The sequence below is a fragment of the Candidatus Tisiphia endosymbiont of Nemotelus nigrinus genome (assembly GCF_964026475.1).
GTDB lineage: Bacteria > Pseudomonadota > Alphaproteobacteria > Rickettsiales > Rickettsiaceae > Tisiphia.
Window position 1 is genome coordinate 1,151,364 of the sequence record NZ_OZ032151.1, and the last position, 24,899, is coordinate 1,176,262.

General features: G+C 32.1%; 23 protein-coding genes and 4 pseudogenes. 16 read left to right on the forward strand and 11 right to left on the reverse strand.

All coding sequences use genetic code 11. The features are described from left to right. Position 1: 1 nt before the first annotated feature. The 8 genes and pseudogenes from AAGD39_RS05460 to AAGD39_RS05495 all read right to left on the reverse strand — a co-directional run. A complete protein-coding gene (locus AAGD39_RS05460) occupies positions 2-697 on the reverse strand; it encodes a VirB8/TrbF family protein (RefSeq protein WP_341756373.1) in 696 nt (231 codons plus the stop codon). An 819-nt stretch (positions 698-1,516) separates the two neighbouring features. Continuing rightward, positions 1,517-1,909 (reverse strand): hypothetical protein, encoded by a 393-nt coding sequence (locus AAGD39_RS05465; RefSeq protein ID WP_341756374.1) that lies wholly within the window; start codon positions 1,907-1,909, stop codon positions 1,517-1,519. Positions 1,910-2,153: 244 nt separating this feature from the next. Further along, a complete protein-coding gene (locus tag AAGD39_RS05470) occupies positions 2,154-2,282 on the reverse strand; it encodes a hypothetical protein (RefSeq protein ID WP_341756375.1) in 129 nt (42 codons plus the stop codon). A gap of 77 nt (positions 2,283-2,359) precedes the next feature. Continuing rightward, positions 2,360-2,584 (reverse strand): annotated as a pseudogene (locus AAGD39_RS07055) (transposase); the annotation flags it as partial. 110 nt (positions 2,585-2,694) lie between these two features. Then, complete coding sequence (locus tag AAGD39_RS05480) at positions 2,695-4,170, reverse strand: patatin-like phospholipase family protein (protein WP_341756377.1); 1,476 nt, start codon at positions 4,168-4,170, stop codon at positions 2,695-2,697. A 374-nt stretch (positions 4,171-4,544) separates the two neighbouring features. After that, positions 4,545-5,171: a superoxide dismutase gene (locus AAGD39_RS05485; RefSeq protein ID WP_341756378.1), complete on the reverse strand. Its 627-nt coding sequence runs from the start codon at positions 5,169-5,171 to the stop codon at positions 4,545-4,547. 7 nt (positions 5,172-5,178) lie between these two features. After that, on the reverse strand, positions 5,179-6,042 hold the full coding sequence (locus AAGD39_RS05490; protein WP_341756379.1) for an Rpn family recombination-promoting nuclease/putative transposase: 864 nt from the start codon (positions 6,040-6,042) through the stop codon (positions 5,179-5,181). A gap of 368 nt (positions 6,043-6,410) precedes the next feature. Then, positions 6,411-6,637: pseudogene (locus AAGD39_RS05495) on the reverse strand (integrase core domain-containing protein); the annotation flags it as partial. 509 nt (positions 6,638-7,146) lie between these two features. Here AAGD39_RS05495 and murC point away from each other — a divergent pair. The 11 genes and pseudogenes from murC to AAGD39_RS05545 all read left to right on the forward strand — a co-directional run bounded on the left by murC (position 7,147) and on the right by AAGD39_RS05545 (position 18,414). Next, positions 7,147-8,595, forward strand: coding sequence for a UDP-N-acetylmuramate--L-alanine ligase (gene murC / locus AAGD39_RS05500; protein WP_341756380.1), 1,449 nt, complete (start codon positions 7,147-7,149; stop codon positions 8,593-8,595). 13 nt (positions 8,596-8,608) lie between these two features. Continuing rightward, on the forward strand, positions 8,609-9,487 hold the full coding sequence (murB, locus tag AAGD39_RS05505) for a UDP-N-acetylmuramate dehydrogenase (protein WP_341756381.1): 879 nt from the start codon (positions 8,609-8,611) through the stop codon (positions 9,485-9,487). After that, complete coding sequence (locus AAGD39_RS05510; RefSeq protein ID WP_341756382.1) at positions 9,480-10,445, forward strand: D-alanine--D-alanine ligase; 966 nt, start codon at positions 9,480-9,482, stop codon at positions 10,443-10,445. Before murB ends, AAGD39_RS05510 begins: the two co-directional genes overlap by 8 nt. Further along, positions 10,442-11,236 (forward strand): cell division protein FtsQ/DivIB, encoded by a 795-nt coding sequence (locus tag AAGD39_RS05515; RefSeq protein ID WP_341756383.1) that lies wholly within the window; start codon positions 10,442-10,444, stop codon positions 11,234-11,236. The genes AAGD39_RS05510 and AAGD39_RS05515 overlap by 4 nt, the downstream gene beginning before the upstream one ends. Before the next feature lie 5 nt (positions 11,237-11,241). Continuing rightward, on the forward strand, positions 11,242-12,480 hold the full coding sequence (gene ftsA / locus AAGD39_RS05520; protein ID WP_341756384.1) for a cell division protein FtsA: 1,239 nt from the start codon (positions 11,242-11,244) through the stop codon (positions 12,478-12,480). 58 nt (positions 12,481-12,538) lie between these two features. Beyond that, positions 12,539-12,862: pseudogene (locus AAGD39_RS05525) on the forward strand (transposase); the annotation flags it as partial. Further along, positions 12,784-13,734, forward strand: coding sequence for an IS481 family transposase (locus tag AAGD39_RS05530; protein ID WP_341756386.1), 951 nt, complete (start codon positions 12,784-12,786; stop codon positions 13,732-13,734). The pseudogene AAGD39_RS05525 and the gene AAGD39_RS05530, both read left to right, overlap by 79 nt. Positions 13,735-13,820: 86 nt before the next feature. Continuing rightward, complete coding sequence (locus tag AAGD39_RS05535) at positions 13,821-14,573, forward strand: IS5 family transposase (protein ID WP_341756183.1); 753 nt, start codon at positions 13,821-13,823, stop codon at positions 14,571-14,573. Between the two features lie 79 nt (positions 14,574-14,652). After that, positions 14,653-14,724: pseudogene (locus AAGD39_RS07060) on the forward strand (hypothetical protein); the annotation flags it as partial. Positions 14,725-14,868: 144 nt separating this feature from the next. Continuing rightward, positions 14,869-15,240 carry a transposase gene (locus tag AAGD39_RS05540; protein ID WP_375359766.1) on the forward strand — a complete coding sequence of 124 codons (372 nt, stop codon included), beginning with the start codon at positions 14,869-14,871 and terminating at the stop codon, positions 15,238-15,240. 462 nt (positions 15,241-15,702) lie between these two features. Then, entirely contained in the window at positions 15,703-18,414 is a 2,712-nt protein-coding gene (locus AAGD39_RS05545) for an autotransporter outer membrane beta-barrel domain-containing protein (protein WP_341756387.1), read from the forward strand. 250 nt (positions 18,415-18,664) lie between these two features. Here the strand turns inward: AAGD39_RS05545 and AAGD39_RS05550 are convergent, their stop codons facing one another. Continuing rightward, positions 18,665-19,030 carry a hypothetical protein gene (locus AAGD39_RS05550; protein WP_341756388.1) on the reverse strand — a complete coding sequence of 122 codons (366 nt, stop codon included), beginning with the start codon at positions 19,028-19,030 and terminating at the stop codon, positions 18,665-18,667. Between the two features lie 990 nt (positions 19,031-20,020). On the opposite strand from AAGD39_RS05550, the gene AAGD39_RS05555 reads away from it, so the two are divergent. Further along, positions 20,021-20,566 carry a helix-turn-helix domain-containing protein gene (locus AAGD39_RS05555; RefSeq protein WP_341756389.1) on the forward strand — a complete coding sequence of 182 codons (546 nt, stop codon included), beginning with the start codon at positions 20,021-20,023 and terminating at the stop codon, positions 20,564-20,566. A gap of 8 nt (positions 20,567-20,574) precedes the next feature. Here the strand turns inward: AAGD39_RS05555 and AAGD39_RS05560 are convergent, their stop codons facing one another. Further along, positions 20,575-20,811, reverse strand: coding sequence for a hypothetical protein (locus AAGD39_RS05560; RefSeq protein WP_341757275.1), 237 nt, complete (start codon positions 20,809-20,811; stop codon positions 20,575-20,577). Between the two features lie 15 nt (positions 20,812-20,826). After that, positions 20,827-21,591 (reverse strand): LicD family protein, encoded by a 765-nt coding sequence (locus AAGD39_RS05565; RefSeq protein ID WP_341756390.1) that lies wholly within the window; start codon positions 21,589-21,591, stop codon positions 20,827-20,829. Positions 21,592-21,679: 88 nt separating this feature from the next. Here AAGD39_RS05565 and AAGD39_RS05570 point away from each other — a divergent pair, with 88 nt between their 5' ends. From AAGD39_RS05570 to AAGD39_RS05585, 4 genes are read left to right on the forward strand one after another with little or no spacing between them, the layout of a single operon-like run. Then, positions 21,680-22,753 (forward strand): mannose-1-phosphate guanylyltransferase, encoded by a 1,074-nt coding sequence (locus AAGD39_RS05570; RefSeq protein ID WP_341756391.1) that lies wholly within the window; start codon positions 21,680-21,682, stop codon positions 22,751-22,753. Next, complete coding sequence (locus AAGD39_RS05575; RefSeq protein ID WP_341756392.1) at positions 22,750-23,283, forward strand: NUDIX hydrolase; 534 nt, start codon at positions 22,750-22,752, stop codon at positions 23,281-23,283. Before AAGD39_RS05570 ends, AAGD39_RS05575 begins: the two co-directional genes overlap by 4 nt. A gap of 60 nt (positions 23,284-23,343) precedes the next feature. After that, positions 23,344-24,261, forward strand: coding sequence for an aminoglycoside phosphotransferase family protein (locus AAGD39_RS05580; RefSeq protein WP_341756393.1), 918 nt, complete (start codon positions 23,344-23,346; stop codon positions 24,259-24,261). Further along, the gene (locus AAGD39_RS05585; protein ID WP_341756394.1) at positions 24,261-24,566 is read left to right on the forward strand and encodes an RNHCP domain-containing protein; all 306 of its coding nucleotides are present in this window, start codon (positions 24,261-24,263) and stop codon (positions 24,564-24,566) included. The genes AAGD39_RS05580 and AAGD39_RS05585 overlap by 1 nt, the downstream gene beginning before the upstream one ends. Positions 24,567-24,899 lie beyond the last annotated feature (333 nt).

Sequence of the window (24,899 nt, forward strand, 5' to 3'; positions counted from 1 at the left end):
CTTATTTCTTACTTTTATCTTCTATTAACTTAAGTTTGTAACCAGTGACAACAAAATTAAATTTTGAGTTAGGGGCTAAATGGATGTTAATTGCATCTATTTCAAAATTTATTGTAGCTTGCCACACCATATTTTCCAAAATATCATTAACGGAGTTTTTTGCCACCGATGTAAACATAACCTCAGCCTTATTATTTTTATGATAAATCACTGATAATATATTAACAGAACGCCTTAAAGCCCTTTGGTAACGCATAACTGGTGACAATGAATTATCAATATTCATAAAATTGGCAAATTGTCTAAATATTATACGTGTAGAACTATTCTGAATAAACATAAATTGAGGACGAAGAAAATCATAATCATAAGATTCTCTGTGTATCACATAATTTCTAATCATAATATCTGCAATAGAATTGATTGCATCATTTTTTATATGATTAGCATTAATTATTGTTGCACTTTTAAGAGATTCAGCACTAATTGCGTATCTTATCTGACGAACTGCTGGTAATAAACTGTTAAAACTAACCACCATACCTAGAAATAATGTAAGGAAAACTATAACAAATATCAACAAAAATGATCTTTGCACAAGCGGATATATATACTCAAAATTATACCATCTTCTAGCATCAACAAAATACTCCCCAGACTTAATATATTCTTGAACGGAACTTAATACCTTATCCATTAACCTAAAATAATTGATTACCTTAACTTAGGATTCTAACACATATTAGCAAAGAAGTTATTATTTTTTTGTAAAAATTATTCTTTTAGCCTATCTAAAAAGCTAATTTTGTAACTATATAGCTGACACTAATAAGCCTTAAATGTCATTACGAGAAGTTACTTTACTCATTACTTTACGCATGGCATTTAAAAGTCACAGGGAAAACAGCACGGCGTCATTGCGAGAAGCCACTTTAGACACTGTTAACAAAGCTTATTTAATCGGTGAATAAAGTCTTTTTTGCTGCAAATTATAAGATTTTTTTGAAATAGGTATACTATTCCGGTAAAAATCTTATTAATTTTCGCTAAAAAATCCATTAATTCATCAATCAAATAAGCTTTGTTAACAGTGTCTAGGCGACTAAGCAATCCAAAAATTGCAACAGTATGCTGTTTTTATAGCTACGTCACTTCGTGGCTCGCGATTACGGTTGTTCGTTCTTATAACCTAGCACTACAGTTGTAGACTAAATAAATTATGGAAAATTTGAGAGCTTTCTTTATAATATGGTTTCTAGTTTTTGAAATCTACAATTGTAGTGTTAGCGATACACCGTAAGTTCAATCCTACAGCGGAAATTAACGGATTAACGATACCCCTATTACTCCTTTTAAGCAGTTTCTGCCAACTCTACCATAACTTTTAAGATGCCCTATTATCTATCGGCTCTATGGCATTCCGTTTCTTCCCAACTTCCGCAACTTTTTATAAAGCATAAGGCTGGAAAGAGCATAGATATAAGGGGCGCAGATTTTTAGGCACAACATTATTTGCTTATTTTGGATATATTTCAACCTGGTCTGCTCGCTTGAGATTGAAGGTTTTGTAAATTCTTCTTGCCTCGTTTTTCATGTTGCTTGGTAGCCTATAAAGATCACCTGTTGTTGTATGTCTTAAAATTGAAGATTGTACTCCCATTAATAACTCAACTATATTAGTTACACTGATTTTTTGCGTCAGGGCTACTTTATATTCTATTTGTTTTAGTACAGCAAAACTCATATAGCACATAGCAATATGTGCTTCAATTCGCTTGCTTGTCCAATGGAAAATTGGTCGCATTTGCAAATTATGTTTATTGATTCTAAATTGCGCTTCAATTACCCACAATCTGGCATATTTACCAATGGCTTCTTTGGCACTTATCGTTTTATCGTTGGTAATCACTCCATGCAACCCATCCCACTGTGCATCTTGCTGGATTTTATCTTCATCAAGATAACTTTTATTATTCTCACTTGAAGTATATTTTTTAACTCCACTATTTGAAATAAGCTTTTTTGTACTTCTAGATTCACCAATAGTTTTTTTGATTTTCTCCTGACTAGCTGATTTTTAAAAAATTTAAACCTTAATTATTTAAATTTTTTAAAAATCAGCCTCCATCATAAAAATAATTAATATTAAACTTTTAGTAACATACTTTTGTTTCACTATATTTCTCATCACTTCTCAGTACCGCAAATACTACTCTTGCTAATTTATTTTCCACCGCCACTACACTGGTATTATAACTTCGTCTCTCTTGTAGTTTGAACATTTAATCAGTGAATTTGCTCTTATCATCTGTTACTTTATCCAATTTCTTAGTTCTTAACACCCTAGCTGTAAAAATTGCTCGGACTCCATGGGTTAATAAATTACGTAAATATACATCGCCTCTTTTACTAATTCCTAGAAACCTTTCTTTTCCACCAGTTGAGTGCTGTTTTGGCAATAAGCCGAGCCATGCTGGTATTTCTACCATTTTCAAAATTTGCTGCCAATTGAGGCTGTTAATGCCGTTGCAGTTATTAAACCTACCCCTGGTATTGCCATTAATTTGGCATGGTTCTCATTATTTTTAGCAATCTTTCTCGAATCCGGTGAATAGACAAAACATCTCGTTCTCACAATAACATTTAGAACTTATAGCAATATTAAGAGCTTAATCAGGTTTAACTACATCCCAATTAGCATGCATCAACATAAGATACCAACTCTATTCCATCGCACCTTACTTCATCATTATGGCATTCTTGATTATATTGTTGAGTACAGCTAAGGGCATCATTAATAATATTATCTTCATGTTCAAACATTGAGCTGAAGAATTTTAGGAACTTATTCTGAAAATTACTAAATTCAGATATATTGGTATTTTTAAAATTGCCATCAGCAATTAAAGGAAGGTTCTTGGACAAAGCTACAAGCTGCGCATCATTTAATCCTTGTAAGAATACTTGTAGAAGCTCATATTCCTTAGGCGTTAATTTCATCAAACCTTCTTTTAAAGCATCAACTTGCTGTTCATTTAAGTTTATCGCTAGTTTTGCCTCAAATTCTTCTGATATTAAGCGGTTACTAACAACGCTAGAACTATCTTTACTGTTTTCAATATCACTAGTCAATGACTCACTAGAAACATCAGACTGATCAACATTAACTTCTTCTTCATGAGCTTTTAAAGCATTTTCCCTAATGGCAATATTCTCAACTAATTTTGTACATAATTTTTCAAGTGATTCTTTGTTATTTTCTATATATTTCCTACCAACCTCTTTTAATTTAGCTATATTAGACGGGGCAACATTATCTAATTTTGTACATTCTTTTGGTAGATTAAGTATAATTTCTGTAAATTGATCTTTTTCCGGCAAGTCTCGCCTAACCTCATCCGTGGCATCCTTTTCATTAGCTCTTAAAATTTTATTTACCAGATTTCCCTTAGTTAGCCAACCTATCTGACCGTCAAGTTTTTTTGATGGTATCTCTCGTACATTCGGGGATTCAAAATTAAGAGCACAAATCGTCGTATTTTTTAGCACTTCGCTTTGCTGTTCAGTATTTAACCCTTCCTTAAGCTTTTTTAGGGCTGAAGCGGCTGGGCGATTACCCCATAAACCTCCATCAACAAAACCATCAACAGCTTTAAAATAGGTAGGAGCAGCTGAGGTCCAAAGAGCGGCCAATTTCATAAAAATATCTTTGTCAACAGGATCAAAACTATCAAAAACTTTATTAGGATCATCCGCTTCACCACTTACGTCAAAAGCAGTAATAAAAAGACGAGATAAACTATCACCTAATTTATTATCACCTGCATATTTTTCTAGCATGGCTTTAAGAGGTTTTTGACTATATTGATGCTTAAATATTTTAAGGAGTCCTCCTCCAAACTTTTGTGGGAAAATATCAGCAGCACTATTTTCGAATAACTCTAAAGCTTCTGCTGCCGAAAACATCGGTTCTGTTGACCCTTTTTCTTTAGGGAGTGTCAATAAAATTGCGAGTATTCCACCGACACTAGTACCAGCAATACCACCGTTAAATAATTTGTATATAGGTTGCCCTGTAATTCTTTCAATTTCTGCAAGCACAACCAATTGAGCGATCCCTTTGACTCCACCTCCTGAGAGAGAGAGAACTGTATTTTGTGGTGTTGCCATGATAATAACTCCATAAACTTTAAATATAAGTTAACAACAAATACTATATTAAACCATTATAGCATAATACAATCTCGCTGAAAGATATCAAGTAATAACGATATATAATTGCTAATTATCAGCTACAAATGATTGTATAATAATCACTAATATTTACAAAACTTACGCTATGAGAAAAGATGTTAAATTATGTTGAGTATAATTTACAAAAGCCAAGAGGATAAAATTGCAAGCAATACCAATTAACAGGACAGATTACTGTCAATTTTTATTTGCCCGCAACTTTTAAACTGCCATTATAGCCTCTAAACCCCCTTCCTCTTCTAACCTTCGACAGTTGTGGGCTAAAACCTTCCAAAGCTGCATGTGTAGTTTTAAAGATGACTTTCAGCAAATTGCCAATTAATCATATGTTCTATATAAACTGAAACATAGTCTGGACGTTTGTTGCGGTAATCTATATAATACGCATGCTCCCAAACGTCACAGTTAAGCAAAGGTTTCATAGACTTAGTAATAGGAGTTTCAGCATTACTGGTCTTTACTATTTGTAATTTACCATTATTAGATACTAGCCATGCCCAACCGCTAGCAAATTGACTTATTGCCGCTTGCTTAAATTCAGTAGCAAAATTTTCATAACTACCAAAATCTTTATTTAATTGATCTAACATTATACCAGCAGGCTTTCCTCCACCTGAAGGCTTAATAGAATGCCAAAAGAAACTATGATTCCATATTTGTGCTGCATTATTAAATATGGCAGCTTCATCTGGCTTTATACTTGCGTAAATTATTAGCTCTTCCAAACTTTTTTTTTGTAATTCCTGATTATTTTGTAACAAATTGTTCAAGTTATTTACGTATGTTTGATGGTGTTTCTCATAATGATAGTCAAAAGTTTCAGAGGAAAAATGTGGCACAAGATTACCTTTACCATAGGGCAAATCCGGTAGAACAAAAGGATAGGATTTTTGGTTAGATTGGTTGCAATATATCATAATTTCCTCATATTAATTTTTTTATTTTATTAACAGATAACCCCGTCATTTTAGATATTGTTTCGATAGAATTACCATTAGTTAGCATCTTTTTTATTAATCCAGCTTCGCCAATTTGGATACCTTCTTCTCTATATTTTTGTTCATATTTTTTGAGAGCACTAAATTCCATACGAAACCATTTGATTTGGCCTTCATATGTTTCCCTTTCTTCCTCAGTAAAATTCATCACCTCTAACACTGTCAGAGCTTTTTTAAGACTCGCATCATTTAACTCTTTCGATAAATTGTCTTTGTTCAGCAAATCGTTTCTAGTTAAAAAAGCACTCCATCTGTCAAGGGAGGTTTTCACCTTCTTTACTAAGTCACTTAGCTGTTCTTTTAGATTATTGGTAAACTTATTTAGTTCAATAGTATGCAACTCTAAATCTTTGAAATATAATAAACCACTATTTTTTTCTACGATGTGAAAGACATTGTGATACTTCTCTTCATTTAAAATAGAAGTAAAGTTTAATATATGAATGCCAATCGCTTTTGATAAAGTAGCATAGTCCTCAGCGGTTTTTAATTGCTCAGTATATAATTTAGCCCAATAATACAGGGCTCTTTTATTATAATCAGCTTCATCAGTAATTTGGATTTTGATATTAAATTTTTTTCCATCTTCTCCTTGTGCTTTAATATCTAAAATTGACAATTTATCGCTCTTGAAGTTTTTTGGGTTATATGGATTGAGAAGTTTTACTTCTGTTACTTGATCTTCCTTGGAAACAACTGAATTGATCAGAGAAATAAGCAAATCCTTATTCTCTTCAACACCGAAGATTTTTTTGAAGGCTATATCAACTCTAGGACTGATATTTGACATAAATCTAAATAATATTATTTATTGTAATTAATAATTATAACCTAATTATACAATTTATTAAAGGACATTTTCCTTTTTATAAACGTATATATACACTCAAAATATTTTAAAATATCATCGTAATATTCCATGATAATTCTCTCATCCATAAGAATACATCATTAAGCAATAAAGGCATTCATTACTTATTAAGTATTAAGTTCATTAATACTGACTGAGACTATATCACAAAACTAGCAAAAACACTAGGTTGTATATAGTGACCCCAATTGTCAAACCAAAAAAATAAGTTAATCCGTTTTTAACTATTTAGAAATTAACTATTTTTTATAATTAAAAAATACAGATAATACAAAATTTCAACATAGTTAATTCTCTTTTATTGGCCGATAAACATCAGCTGGTCTTTTATAATTGAGAGATTGATGTCGTCTCTCATTGTTATACCACTTAATAAATTCAGTATTTTCTCTAAATCAGCTATACTTTCAGGCTTATAATAATATATTGCTTCTTGTTTTATTGTTCTCCACAATCTCTCAATATGTATATTATCAAAGCACCTACCTTTATGATCCATACTGATTTTAATATTATGCTCAATTAGACACTGTTAACAAAGCTTATTTAGTTGGTGAATAAAGTCTTTTTTGCTGCAAATTATAAGATTTTTTTGAAATAGGTACACTATTCCAGCAAAAATCTTATTAATTTTCGCTAAAAAATCCATTAATTCATCAATTAAATAAGCTTTGTTAACAGTGTCTAATCTCCACTACACTCTTTTTATCACTAATTAATTCTATAGCTAACTTCGCCTTAAATCCTGGTGCATATTGTTTCTTAATACTCATTTTCTTTCCTTTCAATTTACTTGTTTTTAATAAATTTACTCGGATTAATCTATTTTTTTTGGTCCTATTTTAGGGGGCATTATAGTTTTTTATGGATAAATATTAAACGGGTTAGCTTATAATATTTTTTACAATTTTTCTCTAATAACGCTTAGTGTACAGTATAATTGTTGTATACTCAAATCATTAGAGCTTGACCTTTAGTTAAAAACTGATTATGCAAGAGATTAACAACTAATTATTATACACCATGTTTCTATTAGAGCTAAAAAAAATAAATGGAACTCTTGACACTATGCATTTTATAGGAATCGGGGGAATCGGTATGAGCGGCATTGCCGAAATACTACATAATCTCGGATATAAAGTGCAGGGTTCTGACGTAGCAGAAAATTATAATACTAAAAGGCTAGAAAATAATGGTATTAAGGTTTTCCTTGGTCATCATGCCCAAAATATCACTGATGTTTCATATGTAGTGATCTCGTCGGCGATCAATAAAGATAACCCTGAAGTTCAGGAAGCCTTACGTAGAAAGATACCAATAATTAGGCGATCTGAAATGCTTGCTGAATTAATGAGGCTAAAATGCTCCGTAGCAGTTTCCGGTTCTCATGGTAAGACTACTACCACATCACTTGTTACCTGTTTATTTGAAGCAGCTGGGCTTTGCCCAACGTTAATTAATGGTGGTATTATTAATAATAGATCTACCAATGCATATCTTGGGTCTGGGGATTACCTAATAGCCGAAGCTGATGAGTCTGACGCAACTTTCATTCACATACCATCGACAATTGCAGTGATAACTAATATCGATCCTGAGCATCTAGATTTCTACCATGATTTTGATAGTTTAATTAAGGCTTTTAGGAGTTTTATAACTAATCTACCATTTTATGGTTTTGCAATTGTTTGTATTGATCATCAAGTTGTTAGAAAACTAGTAAATGACATAGTTGAGCGTAGAGTCATAACTTATGGAATAGATTCGGATGATGCTAACATACAAGCCTTTAATTTAGATTCTGATATTGAATCATCAACTTTTGATGTGCGAATTAGTTTACCTAATGTACATGGCGTAACAACTATCGAGAGAATTACTTTACCTACCCCAGGAAGACATAATATCCTTAATGCTCTTGCTGCTATTGCGATAGCTGTAGAGCTTGATTTTGGTATCAAAATTATTAAAAATGGATTTAATAGCTTTAAGGGGATAAAACGCCGATTCACTAAAGTGGCAGAATATAACAATGCTACGATAATTGATGACTATGCTCACCATCCGGAGGAAGTAAAAGCTACACTTGCTACGGCAAGAAATATTGCTAATAAGCGAAATAGTAAGGTTATAGCAATCTTTCAACCACATAGATATTCAAGAGTTAAATATTTATTTGATGATTTTGTAACTTGTTTTTCTGACGCTGACCAGTTGTATATTACAGATATATATGCTGCCGGTGAACAGCCAATAGATGGTATAACGGGAAGAAACTTAGTAAACAAAATCAAAAATACTAAATCCCATGTAATGGTATCATTTATTGAGAATCACGAGGATATAGCTGGCATTATTGCCAAGGAGGCTATGCCAAATGATATAATAATTATGATGGGTGCTGGGAGTATTTCTGCTTGGGCAAATAATTTACATCAGCAATTTGCTAACCTCAACAAATCTGTTAAGTAGATGTTTTATAATTATGGAATTACTTGGTGAATATAGGAATAATTACAATCTAGGTCATCTAACTTGGTTTAAAGTTGGTGGACCTGCGGAGATATTTTTTAAACCATTAGACTCAATGGCTTTAGCAGATTTTGTAGCACAAAACCAACAACAACGACCTATAACTGTTTTAGGGGCGGGATCAAATATTATTATTAGAGATGGTGGTATAGAGGGGATTGTAATAAAACTTGGTCGAAATTTTACCAATATAGAATTAATGCCGGATAATCAAATATCGGTAGGAAGTAGTTGCCTTAATTTTAATCTCGCTAAATTTTGTCAGATACATTCAATTACTGGCTTCGAGTTTCTAAGTGGTATACCAGGTACTATAGGTGGTGGAGTGGTGATGAATGCTGGTGCCTATAACTCGGAATTTAAAGATATTATTTTAGCAATTGAAGCAATAGACTCTAGAGGGAATTTTATCACCATCCATAATAAGGAGATAGGTTTTAAATATCGTGGCAATAATTTACCACAAGATTTGATTATAACTAAGGCGATCTTTAAGACAACTATAGGAGATAGTAATACGATCTTAGAAAAAATGAATGAAATAAATAAAAATAGACTAGCAAGCCAACCGATTAAAGAACGTACTGGTGGTAGTACATTTGCTAATCCAGAAAATCATAAAGCATGGCAATTAATTGACAAAGCTGGTATGAGGGGATACAAAATTGGTGGGGCTTCTATTTCGCAGTTACATTGTAATTTTATGATAAATCACGGTAATGCTTCTGCTCGTGATTTGGAAGATTTGGGTGATCTAGTTAAAAAGAAGGTATTTGAAGATAGTGGAATTAGTCTAAAATGGGAAATTAAACGAATAGGGAAATATGCATAAATATCAAACAAGCTTTATTGCCAATTCTAAGGTTACAATATTAAGCGATAAAGGAAAAAAACATGTGGCAGTAGTAGGTGGCGGTATGTCGGCTGAGCGAGAAGTGTCTTTAGTATCGTCTTCGGGAGTTAACCAAGCTTTGGTAGATAGTGGGTATAAAGTTACTTTTATAGATATGGGAGTAGATATTGCTTCAGTATTGTTGCAGATAAAGCCTGATATAGTTTATAATTGTTTGCATGGCACTTATGGTGAAGATGGTTGTCTGCCTGGATTACTCAATATCCTACGGATTTCTTATACTCATAGTGGTGTTCTTGCTTCTTCTTTAGCATTTAGTAAAACACATGCAAAAGCATGGTTTGTTGCTAATGGTATTAAGATAGCCAAGAGTATTGTAGTTAATAAATCTGATAATATCAGGGACGATCCTATGCCAAGACCATATGTGATAAAACCTATTGCTCAAGGATCAAGTATAGGCGTTGAAGTAATATTTGTTGAAGATGATTTTAATTTTGCTGATTATGATTTTCCTTATGGTGATCAGGTAATGATTGAAAAATATATTAAGGGGCGAGAAATGCAGGTAGCCGTTCTAAATGGCAAGGCTTTAGGGGTATTGGAAATAAAACTCCTGAAACAACGTTTTTATGCTTATGATACTAAATACACAGATGGATTTGCTGAGCATTTATGTCCAGCTCCACTACCACAGAATATGTATAATAAGTTATTAGAAGAGTCGGAAAAAATATATCAAACCATGAATTGCAGAGGTGTAGTTAGAGCGGAGTTTATTTTTGATGAAAGCAAGAATGAATTTTTTACTCTAGAAGTTAATACTCACCCTGGTATGACCCCCTTATCGATTATACCAGAAATAGCTGCCTTACAGGGGATGGATTTCCGTACACTAGTTGAAAGAATTTTAGAAACAGCATGTATTGACACATGAAGAGGAATAAAGCGTCTAATAAGAAGAAAAAAGCCAATATACCGCTGCGACGAAAGTTGGCAGTGTTGTATATTAGAGTGGTATTTTTTATTAAAATTGCCCTAGTGGTTTTGCTGTCTGCATTGTTCTTTACTAGCTATTTTGCTCCTATAAGACAAGAAATTATCCAAAATACTTACGAATTTACTTCTGATATTGGCTTTAAACTTGAAAATGTTTTAATAGAAGGGCAATATAATACCAAGGAAGAAGATATATTGGCTACTTTAAATGCTGATAAGGGTACACCTATTCTTTCTCTAGATATGGGGGCAATAAAGGGTAATTTAGAACGCAATCCTTGGATTAAAAATGTTGCAATTATCGAGAGAAGGTTACCTAACACTATTTACATAAGATTAGTTGAGAGAGTGCCTATTGCTATCTGGCAGTTTAATGGGAAAGTTTTCCTTATTGATGAGGAAGGGTATAAAATTACCAATGATATAGGTATGTTCTCTAATCTTCTACATGTTGTGGGATCGGATGCTAATATTTATACTAGCAAATTAATTAAAGATTTAGCTAGACACCCTGAATTAGCTAAGAAAATCATCTCCTCCGTACGTTACGGAGAGAGGCGGTGGGATTTAAATTTAGAGCAAGGTATAAATGTTAAAATGCCAAGTTTAGGATTTGACCATGCTTTAGATTACCTTGCAGGATTGGATATGAAAAATTTATTATTTAATCAGAATTATAAAACTATAGATTTACGAGATTCTAGTAAGTCTTATATAGAAAAATATTAGAAATTATGAAAGCCCTATTGTCTAATTTTGTGACTCTTGACCTTGGTAGTAGTAAAATAGCTGGTATTGCAGCATATATTGACAAAAGAGAGGATGCAAAAATAGTAAGCCAGATTTTGCATCACTCGAAAGGTATTAAATCAGGAGTCATATTAGATTTAAAAGATGCAGAAAATAGCATAGTTGGAGCGATTTATGCATTAGAAAAAGATTGCGGTAAAAACATAAAAAAAATAACTATATCACTAACAGGCTATGGCACTAAGTCTTATTATGCAAATAGTAAAATAAAACTTTCTAATCAACCAATTTCACAACAAGATATCAAAAAACTTATCAAAAAAGCCTTATTGGAGTTCAAGATTAAAGACCAAGAAATTATTCATTATTTTCCTATAGAATTTACTCTTGATGATAATAATGCTATTGAAGATCCAATCGGGATGTTTGGTAGAGAATTAGGATGTGAATTACATATTATTACAGCAAGTTCTAATATGCTGATGAATATTACCAATTGTTTTGCAAAATGTCATGTTGAAATAAATAATATTATACTAGCAATTTATGCATCAGGAATTGCTTGTCTTTCAGAAGATGAAAAAAATCTTGGCTCTATTATAATTGATATGGGAGCAAGAACTACCTCTTTCGGGGTGTTTGTCTCAGGCAAGTTAATATATACAAGCTACATAGATATAGGTAGTTTTCATGTTACATCTGATATAGCAAAAGTCTTTTCAGTAAGCCTGAACGTTGCAGAAAAACTCAAGATCCTACATGGTAATGCAATGCCATCTTCTCTTGATAAAGATAATATTATTAATTTAGAAGATTTCGAAATGGAAATTCCTGATAGTGGCAGACCGCCAATTACCTCAAAATATCTTGCACAGGTCATCAGCCCAAGAGTAGAAGAAATATTATTGATGGTTCAAGCAGAGCATGATAGAGTTTTAGCAGGCAATATGATCGCGTATCGCATTGTCATTACCGGAGGAGGGGCAATGCTTCGAGGAGTAAAAGAACTAGCAAGCAAAATTTTTGAGAAACAAGTACGAATTGGTAAACCAGAGATATTACCGGGTTTCGCTGAAGATTATAATCCCCATATATACTCCACTGCTATAGGTATGGTAAAAAACCAATCTTTAAAAATACAAAAGAATAATTTTAATGTTACGGATACTAATGATGCTAGTTGGTTTAAAAAATTCCTAATTTGGCTAAAAGAAAATATTTGAAAAGACAAAGCCTATAAACCTGTTTACTAAGAAAACATTAAGATAAGTAATGCGTTTTCGTCAATCATGGCCTGAGGTTGAGATTGTTTTTCGTGGTGATAGTGGATTTTGCCGTCATCAGATGCTGGATTGGTGCGATGAAAATAATGTACAATATATAGTCGGAATAGCCCAAAATACTAGACTTAACAAGCTGCTTGAGCCTACTATGAAACAATCTAACGAAGCCTTTACAATTACTAGGTGTTTAGTCCCAGGGTGTAATGGTGTATATTATAAAGAATTACCATCAAGAGAGGAATTATGGGACAAATATTACACGGCTGTGCCAAAACGACAGAGGCAATACGTTTCGCAATCCAAAATAGTCAAGAGAGCTTAAAGACTTTAGCAAGAAAATATTCTATTAATCCTAAAACAGTTGCTAAGTGGAAGAAACGAACTACATTACAAGATACTTGTATGGGTCCCAAAGAACCATCTTCTACAGTATTAACTTCTGAAGAAGAAGCTATGTGTATAGCATTTCGTAAACACACTTTATTATCTTTAGATGATTGCTTATATGCTTTACAAGTCAGTATTCCCAAGCTTACTAGATCTTCTTTACATAGACTTCTTCAACGCCATAATGTTAGTAGGTTACCGGAAGTAAAAGGAAATAACAAAACCAAGAAGAAGTTTAAACTTTATCCAATTGGTTATTTCCATATAGATATTGCTGAAGTCAAAACAGAAGAAGGTAAACTCTATCTATTTGTTGCTATTGATCGCACTTCAAAGTTTGTGTATGTAGAACTTTTACCAAGATGTACCAAGACAGAAACAGCACAATTTCTTCGTAATTTAATTAAAGCTATACCTTATAAAATTCATACTATTTTGACAGATAATGGTATTCAATTTACTAACAGAACAGTAGATAAGCATGCTTGGATGCATATTTTTGATCGTATTTGCTATGAATACAATATTGAACACAGGCTAACAAAAGTTAATCATCCATGGACTAATGGACAGGTAGAACGTATGAATCGTACTATTAAAGAGGCAACTGTTAAACGTTTTTATTATGACAATCATCAGCAACTTAAACAACATTTATATGATTTTATCAATGCCTACAATTTCGCAAAAAGACTTAAAGCTCTTAAAGGTTTAACTCCTTATGAATTTATCATAAAAACATGGACATCTGATCCAAATAAATTTATTATTAACCCTAACCACCACATCCTGGGACTAAACAATTAGGTTCTGTGAAGTTTTGTAAAAAAATAAATTAAAAAGAAGGAGAGGTAGTGTATTTTCTATTTTAGACAATCAAAAACACTACCGGAATGAATTATCATATAAAAATCAGAGAATGGCAACAAATTATTGAAATATTAAGAAAAAGAAAAGATATAAAAACAAGAAATGAGGATAAGCTTAGACGATTTATTGAAGCAATATGGTACATAACACGTTCAGGATGCCAATGGCGGTTGTTACCGAGTGTTTATGGTTCATGGCGAGCAGTGCATATGAGGTTTAAAACTTGGTCTAATAAAGGAATATGGACCGATTTGTTTGAGCAAGTACAAGCTAATCCTGACATGGAATCAACAATGATTGACGCTACTATAGTTCGTGCCCATGCATGCTCAGCAGGTTATAAAAAAGATAGCCAAGATCAAGAAGCTTTAGGGCGTAGTAAAGGAGGTTTTACTACTAAAATCCATGCCTTAGTTGACGCTCTTGGTAATCCTTTAAAGTTTATTTTAACTGCAGGTCAAAGACATGACATTACACAAGCCAACTCATTGGTTAAAGATATTAAAAATACTATGCTCCTTGCCGATAAGGCATATGATAGCAATGCTTTTATTGAGCAGCTTGAAGAGCAAAATTGTATAGCTGTTATTCCATCAAAAAAGAACCGAAAACAGCAAAGGGAGTACGATAAACATATCTATAAAGAACGTCATTCGATCGAATGTTTTTTTGGTAAAATTAAACATTTTAGACGAATTTTTTCGAGATTTGATAAAACTGCTACTGATTTCTTGTCTTTTTTGCAATTTGTTGGAGCTTTTATATGGCTTCGTTAGAAAACTTCACAGAACCTAAAAGAAGCAACGCTTTTTTAGTGAATTTAAATATCAGGCCGATAGTTGGAGTCGTCAGCGCACGATAGTTGGAAAAGCAGAAGTAACTAGCCTTGGCGAGAATCCAAGATATATAGTAACTAGACACTGTTAACAAAGCTTATTTAGTTGGTGAATAAAGTCTTTTTTGCTGCAAATTATAAGATTTTTTTGAAATAGGTACACTATTCCAGCAAAAATCTTATTAATTTTCGCTAAAAAATCCATTAATTCATCAATTAAATAAGCTTTGTTAACAGTGTCTAATCTATCAGGTAAGCCAGAAGATTTATATGATAAAATTTACTGTATGCGTGGAGATATGGAAAATCGTATAAAAGAGCAACAGTTAGAGCTATTTGCCGATCGCACTTCATGCCATAAATGGTCGGCTAATCAACTCAAACTAATTTTATCGAGTCTTGCCTATACATTAGTAGAATATATACGTGACAAGTTTTTGCAGGGTACTGAATTAGCTAAAGCACAGGTAGGAACGATACGTTTGAAATTGTTCAAAATCGGAGCAGTAATTATTCGCAATAGCAGACGTATCAAGTTTCTGCTATCTTCTTCATATCCTTATCAGCATATATGGAATAATATATTGCAGGTTTTAGCTCTAGAATGAGCTAAATTAGCACTGTTCCCGGTGCTTAGATAAAATGGGGTAAGGGGGGATTTTATCTAAAATCAGAAAATTATCGATTTTAGAGCATTTTTACCCCCTTTTCTCTACTTTGCTAATTTTTAATTTTCAAAATTCATACAACCATACCATAAACCTCTTCTCATGCAATATTCAGGTTAGATTTAGATTACAAAATTCTAGAGTGTGTATATTTCGAAAAGAATATTGCATAAAAACAACAATTTAATTTTTGAGAATTATATCTCAAATTATCTAGTTTTTTGTCTAGACAAAGGGAAAGCTTAAAGAGTACGTTTAATTTATAATTATAATTTTTTATAAAATATAGTAGCTTCTTTTCTAAAAATAAAACGATAAATATACTTTTTACTTTGTATCGCTATGACAATTGAATTAATATTAATTAATTTTTAGTAAATAGATTAATTAGTGGTAATAGATATGATGTTATTTCATATAGTAAAAAATAGATATCTTAATAGATATTTAGTGGAAATATGTATAGTTTTTGTCTCCCTATTTCTTTTATTGCAAGAATTTTATACATCTAATGTTTTAGCGGCAGGACTTAATGAAGAAACAGGACAGTCAACTAATTTATATCTAAATTACTCTTATAATGAAGAAGTAGAAGCAATATGGAGTGCTATTGATAATGCGAATGGCAAATTGAAAAAATTAAAACAAGAACGGTTACAAATAATAAACCCATTTAAAGATATAAACGAGTTAAAAGAGCATATTAATTCATTAACAGCTGATTGTTCAGTGTTGCTTCATCTCAAAAGAAACAGTGATTTCAAGAAACAAAATATCATGGATGAGATATTATCTAGAGAAGAAACAAAGCAAAATATTTCTGTTGAATTTATAAACAATTACTCATTACTACCTAACGAAGAGGAATATATTTACAATCCAGTTCCAAACCCACTATTAGTAAAACCTATCAATACAACAGGACTAGAATATGCTATTGAGCTTCCAAGCAACTTTGACTTGGAGGAACGGAAACAAGCGATTGTTAAACAGTCCTCATCTAGTGTAACCCCTAGTCCTTATGTTAGACTTGAAAGAGTAAACACAGAGTCAGAGAATTTAATAGAAAGTATAAGTATGATAGAAAGTTATGAGTTACAACTTCAAGAAAAAGAAGATATGTACTATCAAAAATCAAATGCTATCCAGCAAAAAGAAACTGAAATCTATGAATTAGAAAAAAAAAGAAAAGCCCTCATTGAATCTGAACATCAGTTAGCAAATATGCCTTCAACTCATCATATTACCCAACCGGTTACAAAAGAAGAGGTGGATACATGCGTTGATCCATATCAAGCGCTAGGAAATAATTTTGGGTTGGAAAGATTGTTTACAGAAAATACTATACCAATAGTAGATAGATACCAATCAGAAAGTTACACGCAAACAAAAGTTAACGATAGAAAGTTGATGGATTCTGAAGATGAGTTATTATCTCTAAGAGGTGCAAATAAAGAAACTCCTGTAACAATAAATTTATTATCATTGCAAGACGAGTTAGAGCTATCTGATCCAAACTATCGAAAAAAAAGGAGTATAGGTAAACATGATAATGCAGATGTTGCTTCAGATGAAATAGTTGAAGAAAGCTTTGGGCTGGAAAGATTGTTTGAGGAAACGACTGTACCAATAATAGTGGAATCTCAAGATTTAATAGTAGAGACAGGTACAGTAACAGAGATACCTCCAATAACAGAGATAGCCTTAGAAACAGCCTTAGTAACAGAGGCAGCTTCAATAACAGAGATAGCTTCGGCAACAGAGATACTCCCAATAACAGAAATAGTCTCAGAAACAGCCTTAGTAACAGAGACAGCTTCAATAACAGAGATAGCTACGGCAACAGAGATACCCCCAATAACAGAAATAGCTCCACTATATGATCCCCCCTCTCTAATAGCAGGACCAGTAGAGCGTCTATCTACTGGTCCAACTACAACAGCTTCTACATCTTCTTTAATTAACCTCAACAACACAGACAATACAAGCAATAATTTATCAGCTATATCATCACCAACAGAATTAAAACTAAATTCTGAAAATCCACTAGATGATTCAAACTTTCCTCAATCCAATTTATTAGATCAAATATTAGATGAAAAAAAGAACTATATCACACCTAATAATTTTAATATTGAGAACAATATAGTAAGACATACTACACTTATAGCATTTGATTACTTGAATTTAATTTCTAATGCTTTAAGTATTAGAAATAATATATTACAACATAATTCTACAGTAAATGTGGTGGAAGCAGGAGATAATGATTATTATATTGGAAAAAGAGGGTGGATTCAATTTGTAAGGTCTATTAGCAAACAAAGGGGAAGTATTTTAGCCTTTAAAAATAATCAGCAAGGTTTCATTTTAGGTTTTGATGTACAACCTCTTGATAAGCTTATTATAGGAATCGCGTATGCTACTGCAAGTTCGTATACTAAATTTCAAAGCATCTTTAATGATCAACAAAATACTATTTTACATGTAGCTGCAATTTACAGCAAATATACACTATTACCAAATATACATCTAAATTCTTATATCAAATATGGTAAAGCCTTCATTCAGAATCTAGGAAGAAGAGAAGGGGCTGCAGTTCATAGCAAGACTAAAGGTGATATAACACGTGCGAAACTTGAAACTTACTATGAACTTAAATTAGATAAATTGTTGTTCAAACCAATAGTAGGAATAGTATTTGATCATTTTTTAATCGGAAATTTTACAGAATATAGGAAAGAGTTTAATATTAATATCCCAGCTAAAAGAGGAAAAAGAATATTACTTGAAACTGGTATAGGTTTAAGTAAAAGCATTTTGGTAAAAAATATTTCAATTATTCCTGAGATTCACTTAAAATTAGACAGTACTCTTTTACTAAAAAATTCAACTGGCATAATTAGCTTTACTAATATAGCACATCAGACCCAAGCAATACCCCCCTCCACACAACCTACAGGATTATCTCCAAAGAATTTTATGTACACTTTAGGAGGCTACGTAAATATGCAATCTGTTTTAGCGCTTGAACTAGCTGCTGGCTATGATTATAGTTTTAAAAAAAACTTTACTACCCACTCTTTCTACGTTAATGGACTAGTTAAATTTTAAATATAGCTAATCAAACTAACATTACTCCCAATTTACAGAACGATTTAAAGATCGTAGGAAAAATTATAATGCCCTCTAGACACTTATATCTTTAAATTATGATATAAGTGTCTAAAAATATATTAATCCGAGTAAATTTGTAAAAAAATAAGTAAATTGCAAGGAAAAAAAGATGAGTGTTAAGAAACAATATAAGTTGTTGTCAAAGATTTTAGTAATTTATTTACACAAAATAAATGATTGACTCTATTTAATTATTATCATTGCTACTTGCTTCTTGTTTTTTACTCAGCTGATTCTGCTCCTTAAATTCCCTGATCTCAATAAGTAACATGTTGATGCATATTTTTATCTCTTCTGAAAAGAATACACTCTGCAATATTTTTTCTTCTTCCTTAGCAGTTATATTAATAAGTTCTTTTAATTTTTGGCGTAATAGTTTTACTTCTTCTATATCGTTTGTAAAAGTATGGGGAAAGTCTTCACTCCTCTTAGCAACATGGTCGATATTGAACCAAATATTGTAAAGCCATTTGATAGAAATCATGATTAAGAGTATCACCACAATGATTATGCCAATTACTGAGAGCAGTAATAGTTGTATTGTGTTATCCATTTAGTTACCTTTACTTTTTATTAATTTCGTTTATTGCTAATTGTTTTCAGGATCATAGATAAACAGAGAAGGTTTTGGATAAAGCTTAAAGACTATGCTCTATATCTATCTTAAAGAATAGTAATTGATGCTAGACGCTGTTAACAAAGCTTATTTGATTGATGAATTAATGGATTTTTTAGTGAAAATTAATAAGATTTTTGCCGGAATAATATAGCTATTTCAAAAAAATCTTATAATTTGTAGCAAAAAAGACTTTATTCACCAACTAAATAAGCTTTGTTAACAGTGTCTAGTAAGGGTGGGTCATCATCCATAATTCTACTCTACTATCTTTGTGTATGGAGTTTGACTCAAGGCAATTTAAAAGTCGCAATTAATAGTAGGAAAATATGTAAAAAAATTTATAAACGTCGTTGTGAGAAACCGTAAAGCGGCTACGTGGCAATCCAAAAGTTGCAGTGGTAAAAATAAATAGCAAGCTGTTTATTTGGATCGCTACGCCACTCCGTGGCTCGCGATGACAATTATAATTTAGTATTTTATATCATTAGTTGTGACTTTTAAATTGTCCTAGAGTTTGACTAGTTGAATAATGGGTTTGACTAGTTGAAGGAATTTGTGTATAATCATGGTTAACACCTCAATAATAGGTTGTAATTTAATAACAATGTTATTGGATTAATTTCACTGGTAAGTACTTCGAGCCGCAAAACTTTTGGGTACTTACCTAGTTTATACCCAGATATAATACTTTTAGTTTTAGCTCATTAATAAGCTTAATACTTGAATATTATACTGGCTTTTTTAGTTTGAGATTTACCAAAATATATTTTTGGTTTTAAAAAAAGTCAGTAATTACTGATGTTTTTTTTACGATCTCATTCTATTTTTGAGAGTTTAGTATAGTTATTTTGAGGTGTCAAGAAAAAATACCCCCAATTTTGGGGTGAGTATTGTTTTTATAAAAATAACTGATTATGAGAATACATGGCTCTTGTTCACCAAATACAAATATTTTTAAAGAAAAAATTAGAGGAAACAAAGTTAAAAAAGAAGGATTTAGCATATAAAATTGATATTCCGTGTTCTACTCTATCTAAGATTATTAATGCTGTAAGAGATAATCCAAAGTTAATAACTATATTAAAAATTGCAAATTATTTCAAATGTTCCATAGATGAAGTTGTAGGTAGGAGTGATTATACACTGCCTTATCAAAAAATACAGGAATTTCTCAATGTATCTCCTAAGGATATTAGTACCAACTTAAGAGAATTTGTCAAAAGAAAATTGAAGCAGCAAGAACTTAGTATATACGTATTATCTAAAAATATTGGGTCTAGTGAAGAAACTCTACCTCAGTTTATGAAAGATAATGGTAAACAAAAAATTTTAGGTAGTGCAGTCATCGTATCCCTAGCAGATTATTTCCAAGTATCACTAGATGAAATGGTTGGTAGAATTAAGCCTACTACTTCTGATAATAGCGAACCTTCTCAACAAAGCTCCAGTAGTGATACAGAGGTGAAATAATATTTATATCACAATACCTCTGTCTTAACTAGGTTCTTAAGACATAAGAACCTAGTTAATTGTTCAATCTTTTGAATATAAGAAATTTTTTCTTGCTGCAAAATTTGATTCTGCTGGTTTGTCTCTAAATAATTATTTGATAGAAAGCCTAATTCTGCATGTAGTTTGATGGTTTTATGATAAAACCAAGCAAATAAACTAAATGAAACAACAGGTCTAGTAAGCAATAATATAGTATAAAACATTTGAAAAATTACTATTTAATTAACGATTTTTGGAATTACTCGATTTTCTAAAGGACCAGTTGGTTTAGCTGGTTCTAATAATTTCGGGGTTAAAGTGAATTTAGTCTTTTTTTCAATAGGTGAAAGGGTAACATGGAAATTATGTGGTTGTTGAATTACAGCATATTTATCCCATTCCGGATAAGCTCTATCTAGATTTCCTTTAAACTCATTAGGGCCATAAACTTCAATCTCACCAAATTGATATTTTCTTAGTGGAAATAATTCATTAACATAAAAAAAATCATTAGGAAATCTATTTAATGTTCTTAAATTACTATGTAGAAATTTGTTGCCTTTTTGTCGGAAGATAAAGATATCTATACATCTTTTATCGCATATTGTATAAAAGTTCTGATGACGAATTTTATAACCTAACTCTATAAAATCTGGTAATATATCTTGTAAGTTGATTTCATCAGCATGCATTATGCCAATATCCAAGTCATCGTCAAAAGGTATAATACCATTATGTCTTACCGCTCCAAGAAGCGTGCCACCCTCAATCCAATAATTTATGTTATGTTTGGTTAATATTTCATGAGTATCTTTCATTAATTGGTATAAATGTAGGGCGTGTTCTGCACTAATTGTATATTTCTGTACTTGTTGGTCGGTAGGAGTCAAATATCTCCATTGGTGATCATAAAACTCTACATAGCCTTGATATAAACCATAAATGATTATAATTATTCCAGCTATTTTAAAGAGATAATTATTTTTCTTAAGTGGTTTGGGCATAGACATTTCTCCTATTTATTTTTAGTGGACTTCTTTCATATTTTATACTATAAGTTGATTTAGTTTAACCATTAAACAATCAAAATATATGAAAGTAAAACCAGTAATTATGGCTGGTGGTCTAGGAACAAGATTATGGCCATTATCGCGGCAAATGCAACCTAAACAATTCATCAAAATATTTGAGAATTTTAGTTTAATCCAAAAAACCTTGATTACCAATAGAACTTTAGGTAAACCAACTCTAATAATTGCTAAGGATTATGAAGTAATAGCCCAAGAGCAACTTAGAGAGCTAGATATAGAAGCAGACTTAATAATAGAGCCTGTGGCTAAAAATACAGCGTCATGTGCAATTATATCAGCTATTCAAGCAAAGAATAATGGTTACGATACGATTATATTACTGCCTTCTGACCATTATATACACGATGTTGATAATTACTTAGATACTATTAATAAATCTTTGAATTATCTCACAAAATTTGGTATTTGTACTATTGGTATTAGACCTAGTTTTGCAAATAGTGAATATGGTTATATTAAAATAGACAAGTTATTAGCAGATGGAATTTACAAAACTGAGCAATTTGTTGAGAAACCTAATATTCAACAGGCACAAAATTATTTAGAAGAAAACGACAAATATAAAAATGGCAAATATTTTTGGAATTCAGGAATTTTTATTTTTAATATAGATTTTATTCTAAAACAGGCTAAATTATGGCAAAGGAAACTTCTTAAACAAGCATATGAAGCATATTATTCTGCAACTAAAAATTATAATAATATAACTCTTGCTTTAGAACCATACATCCATATTACGCCAATTTCTTTAGACTATGCTATAATTGAAAATATTAGTCAAATGATCATGATGGAAGCCAATTTTAGTTGGAATGATATTGGCAGTTGGTATTCTTTATGGCAAATGCAAAAGAAAGATATAACCAATAATTACTGTGAAGGTGATGTTATTAGCATTGATAGTACTAATTCATACATTAGCTCTAATAATAAGCTTACCGCTGTAATAGGAATTGATAATATAATAATTATTAATACTAAAGATGCGTTATTAATCGCAAATAAGTCAGAAATCGGAAAAATAAAGCGGCTGGTGATAGAAATGACAGAAATTGGACGAAAAGAAATATTATGAATTTGCGTGATAATATAAAAAATTATATCAGTAATTTTCAAGAAGAAAATGAATATAAAGAAAGGATGTTAGGTTTTTTAGATAATTGTAAAAATCCGTTTAGTAGAGAAACAAAAGAAGGGCATTTTACCAGTTCAGGATTTTTACTTAATTCTAATAAAACAAAATTCTTATTGATGCATCACCGTAAGTTAGGTAAATGGTTGCAGCCAGGAGGGCATTGTGATGGTAATAGTGACCTTTTAGCTGTGGCAATTAAAGAGGCTCAGGAAGAATCTGGAATTTTAGATATTGAACCAATTTCTAGGCAAATTTATGATATAGATGTTCATTTTATTCCCGGTAATACTAAAGAGCAGGAACATTATCATTATGATGTGAGATTTTTGTTGAAAACCGTTTGCAACGACTGTTTTGTAAAAAATGCCGAATCACATGATTTAAGATGGATAGACTTTGCTTGTAATCATCAAGAGCTTATGCTGGATAATTCAGTGAAAAGGATGATAAAGAAATATATTCAAACCTAGTCATGTATATACGGTAAAGGCAAAAATTTTCCTAACCAAAGCCCAAGTGAAGTAAATAAAATGGATCAAACACAAATAGTAGATAATAAGAAATTAATTATAGACAGCACATTGGTGAGTAAATTGATCGCCAATCAATTTACTCAATGGAAAGATTTGCCTGTGCAACCAGTTGCAGTTGGGGGGTGGGATAACCGAACATTTCACTTAGGTAAACAGATGCTTGTACGCATGCCAAGTGCAGCAAAGTATGCAATGAAGGTAGAAATAGAACAAAAGTGGTTGCCTAAATTAGCACCTTTGCTGCCTCTTTCAATTCCAGAGCCGTTGGCAATGGGAGAACCTGGTGAGGGTTACCCATGGCGATGGTCAATTTACCGCTGGATTGAGGGCGACACTGCTGCATCTTCACATATAGCTAATCAGTGTGACTTTGCAACCAGTCTCGCACAGTTTCTCATCGCTCTGCAACGTATCGATACGACGGATGGACCTTTGCCCGGATCGCATAATTTTTATCGTGGGGGGACGTTAATGACCTATGATGTTGAAACACGGCAAGCAATTGACATCCTGAAGGACAAGATTGAGGCTAGTGTTGCTATTGAGGTTTGGGAAGCGGCACTTGCAACCATCTGGCAGGGTTTACCGGTGTGGGTTCACGGTGACATCAGTGCAGGTAACCTGTTAGTGCAAGAAGGAAAGTTGAGTGCTGTCATTGATTTTGGAGGGTTGGGGATCGGTGATCCCGCTTGCGATCTAGCAATCGCTTGGAATATGTTTGGAAAAAAAAGCAGGGAAGTCTTTCGTGCAATGCTTTTGTTGGATGCCGATACCTGGACTCGCGGTCGTGCCTGGAGCTTGTGGAAAGCCTTGATAATCGTTGCTGGTTTTGAAGGAACAAACGCTGTTGAAGTTCCACAATCTTGGCGTGTTATTAATGAAGTCCTTATAGATTACAAGAATAAGTTAAATTAATGGCAACAAAAAAGTTTTATAGAAATAAAGAAGATTTTCTTTGTGAAATGTGTAGTGAATTCATCCAAGGTAATGGTTATACTAATCATTGCCCAGTATGTTTCTACAGTAAGCATGTAGATGTTAAGCCTGGGGATAGGGCTTCCGGATGTAATGGACTAATGCAGCCAATTTCCTATAAAGTAGATGGTAAAAAAGGTTTGGTCTTAACCCACAAATGTCTTAAATGCCGGGAATATAAGAATAATAAACTTGCTGATACAGATAATGTAGAAAATTTGTTAAATATTTTTAGTTATAGCTAACCTGATTAGCATTTAGCCATAATAAATTGACGTCATTGTGATCTGATATACTCGAATGATTTGGAGAATTGGATTTGAAAATAAGGAACGAGTACACGCATCGTACATGGGGTACGTGAATATGCGAGTCCCTGATATTCTCAAAAACCAATTCTTCAAATCATTTGAGTATATATTTACGTAATTTGTTAATCCATGAAACCCGGGCTATTTTTCCTATAACTTTTAAATGCCATGTGTAAAGTATACCGCATTATATAAAGTATAATACAAAACTAAGATGACACTAAGTGTTTATTATATATTTCTTAACAAAAAGATGAATATTTTTAT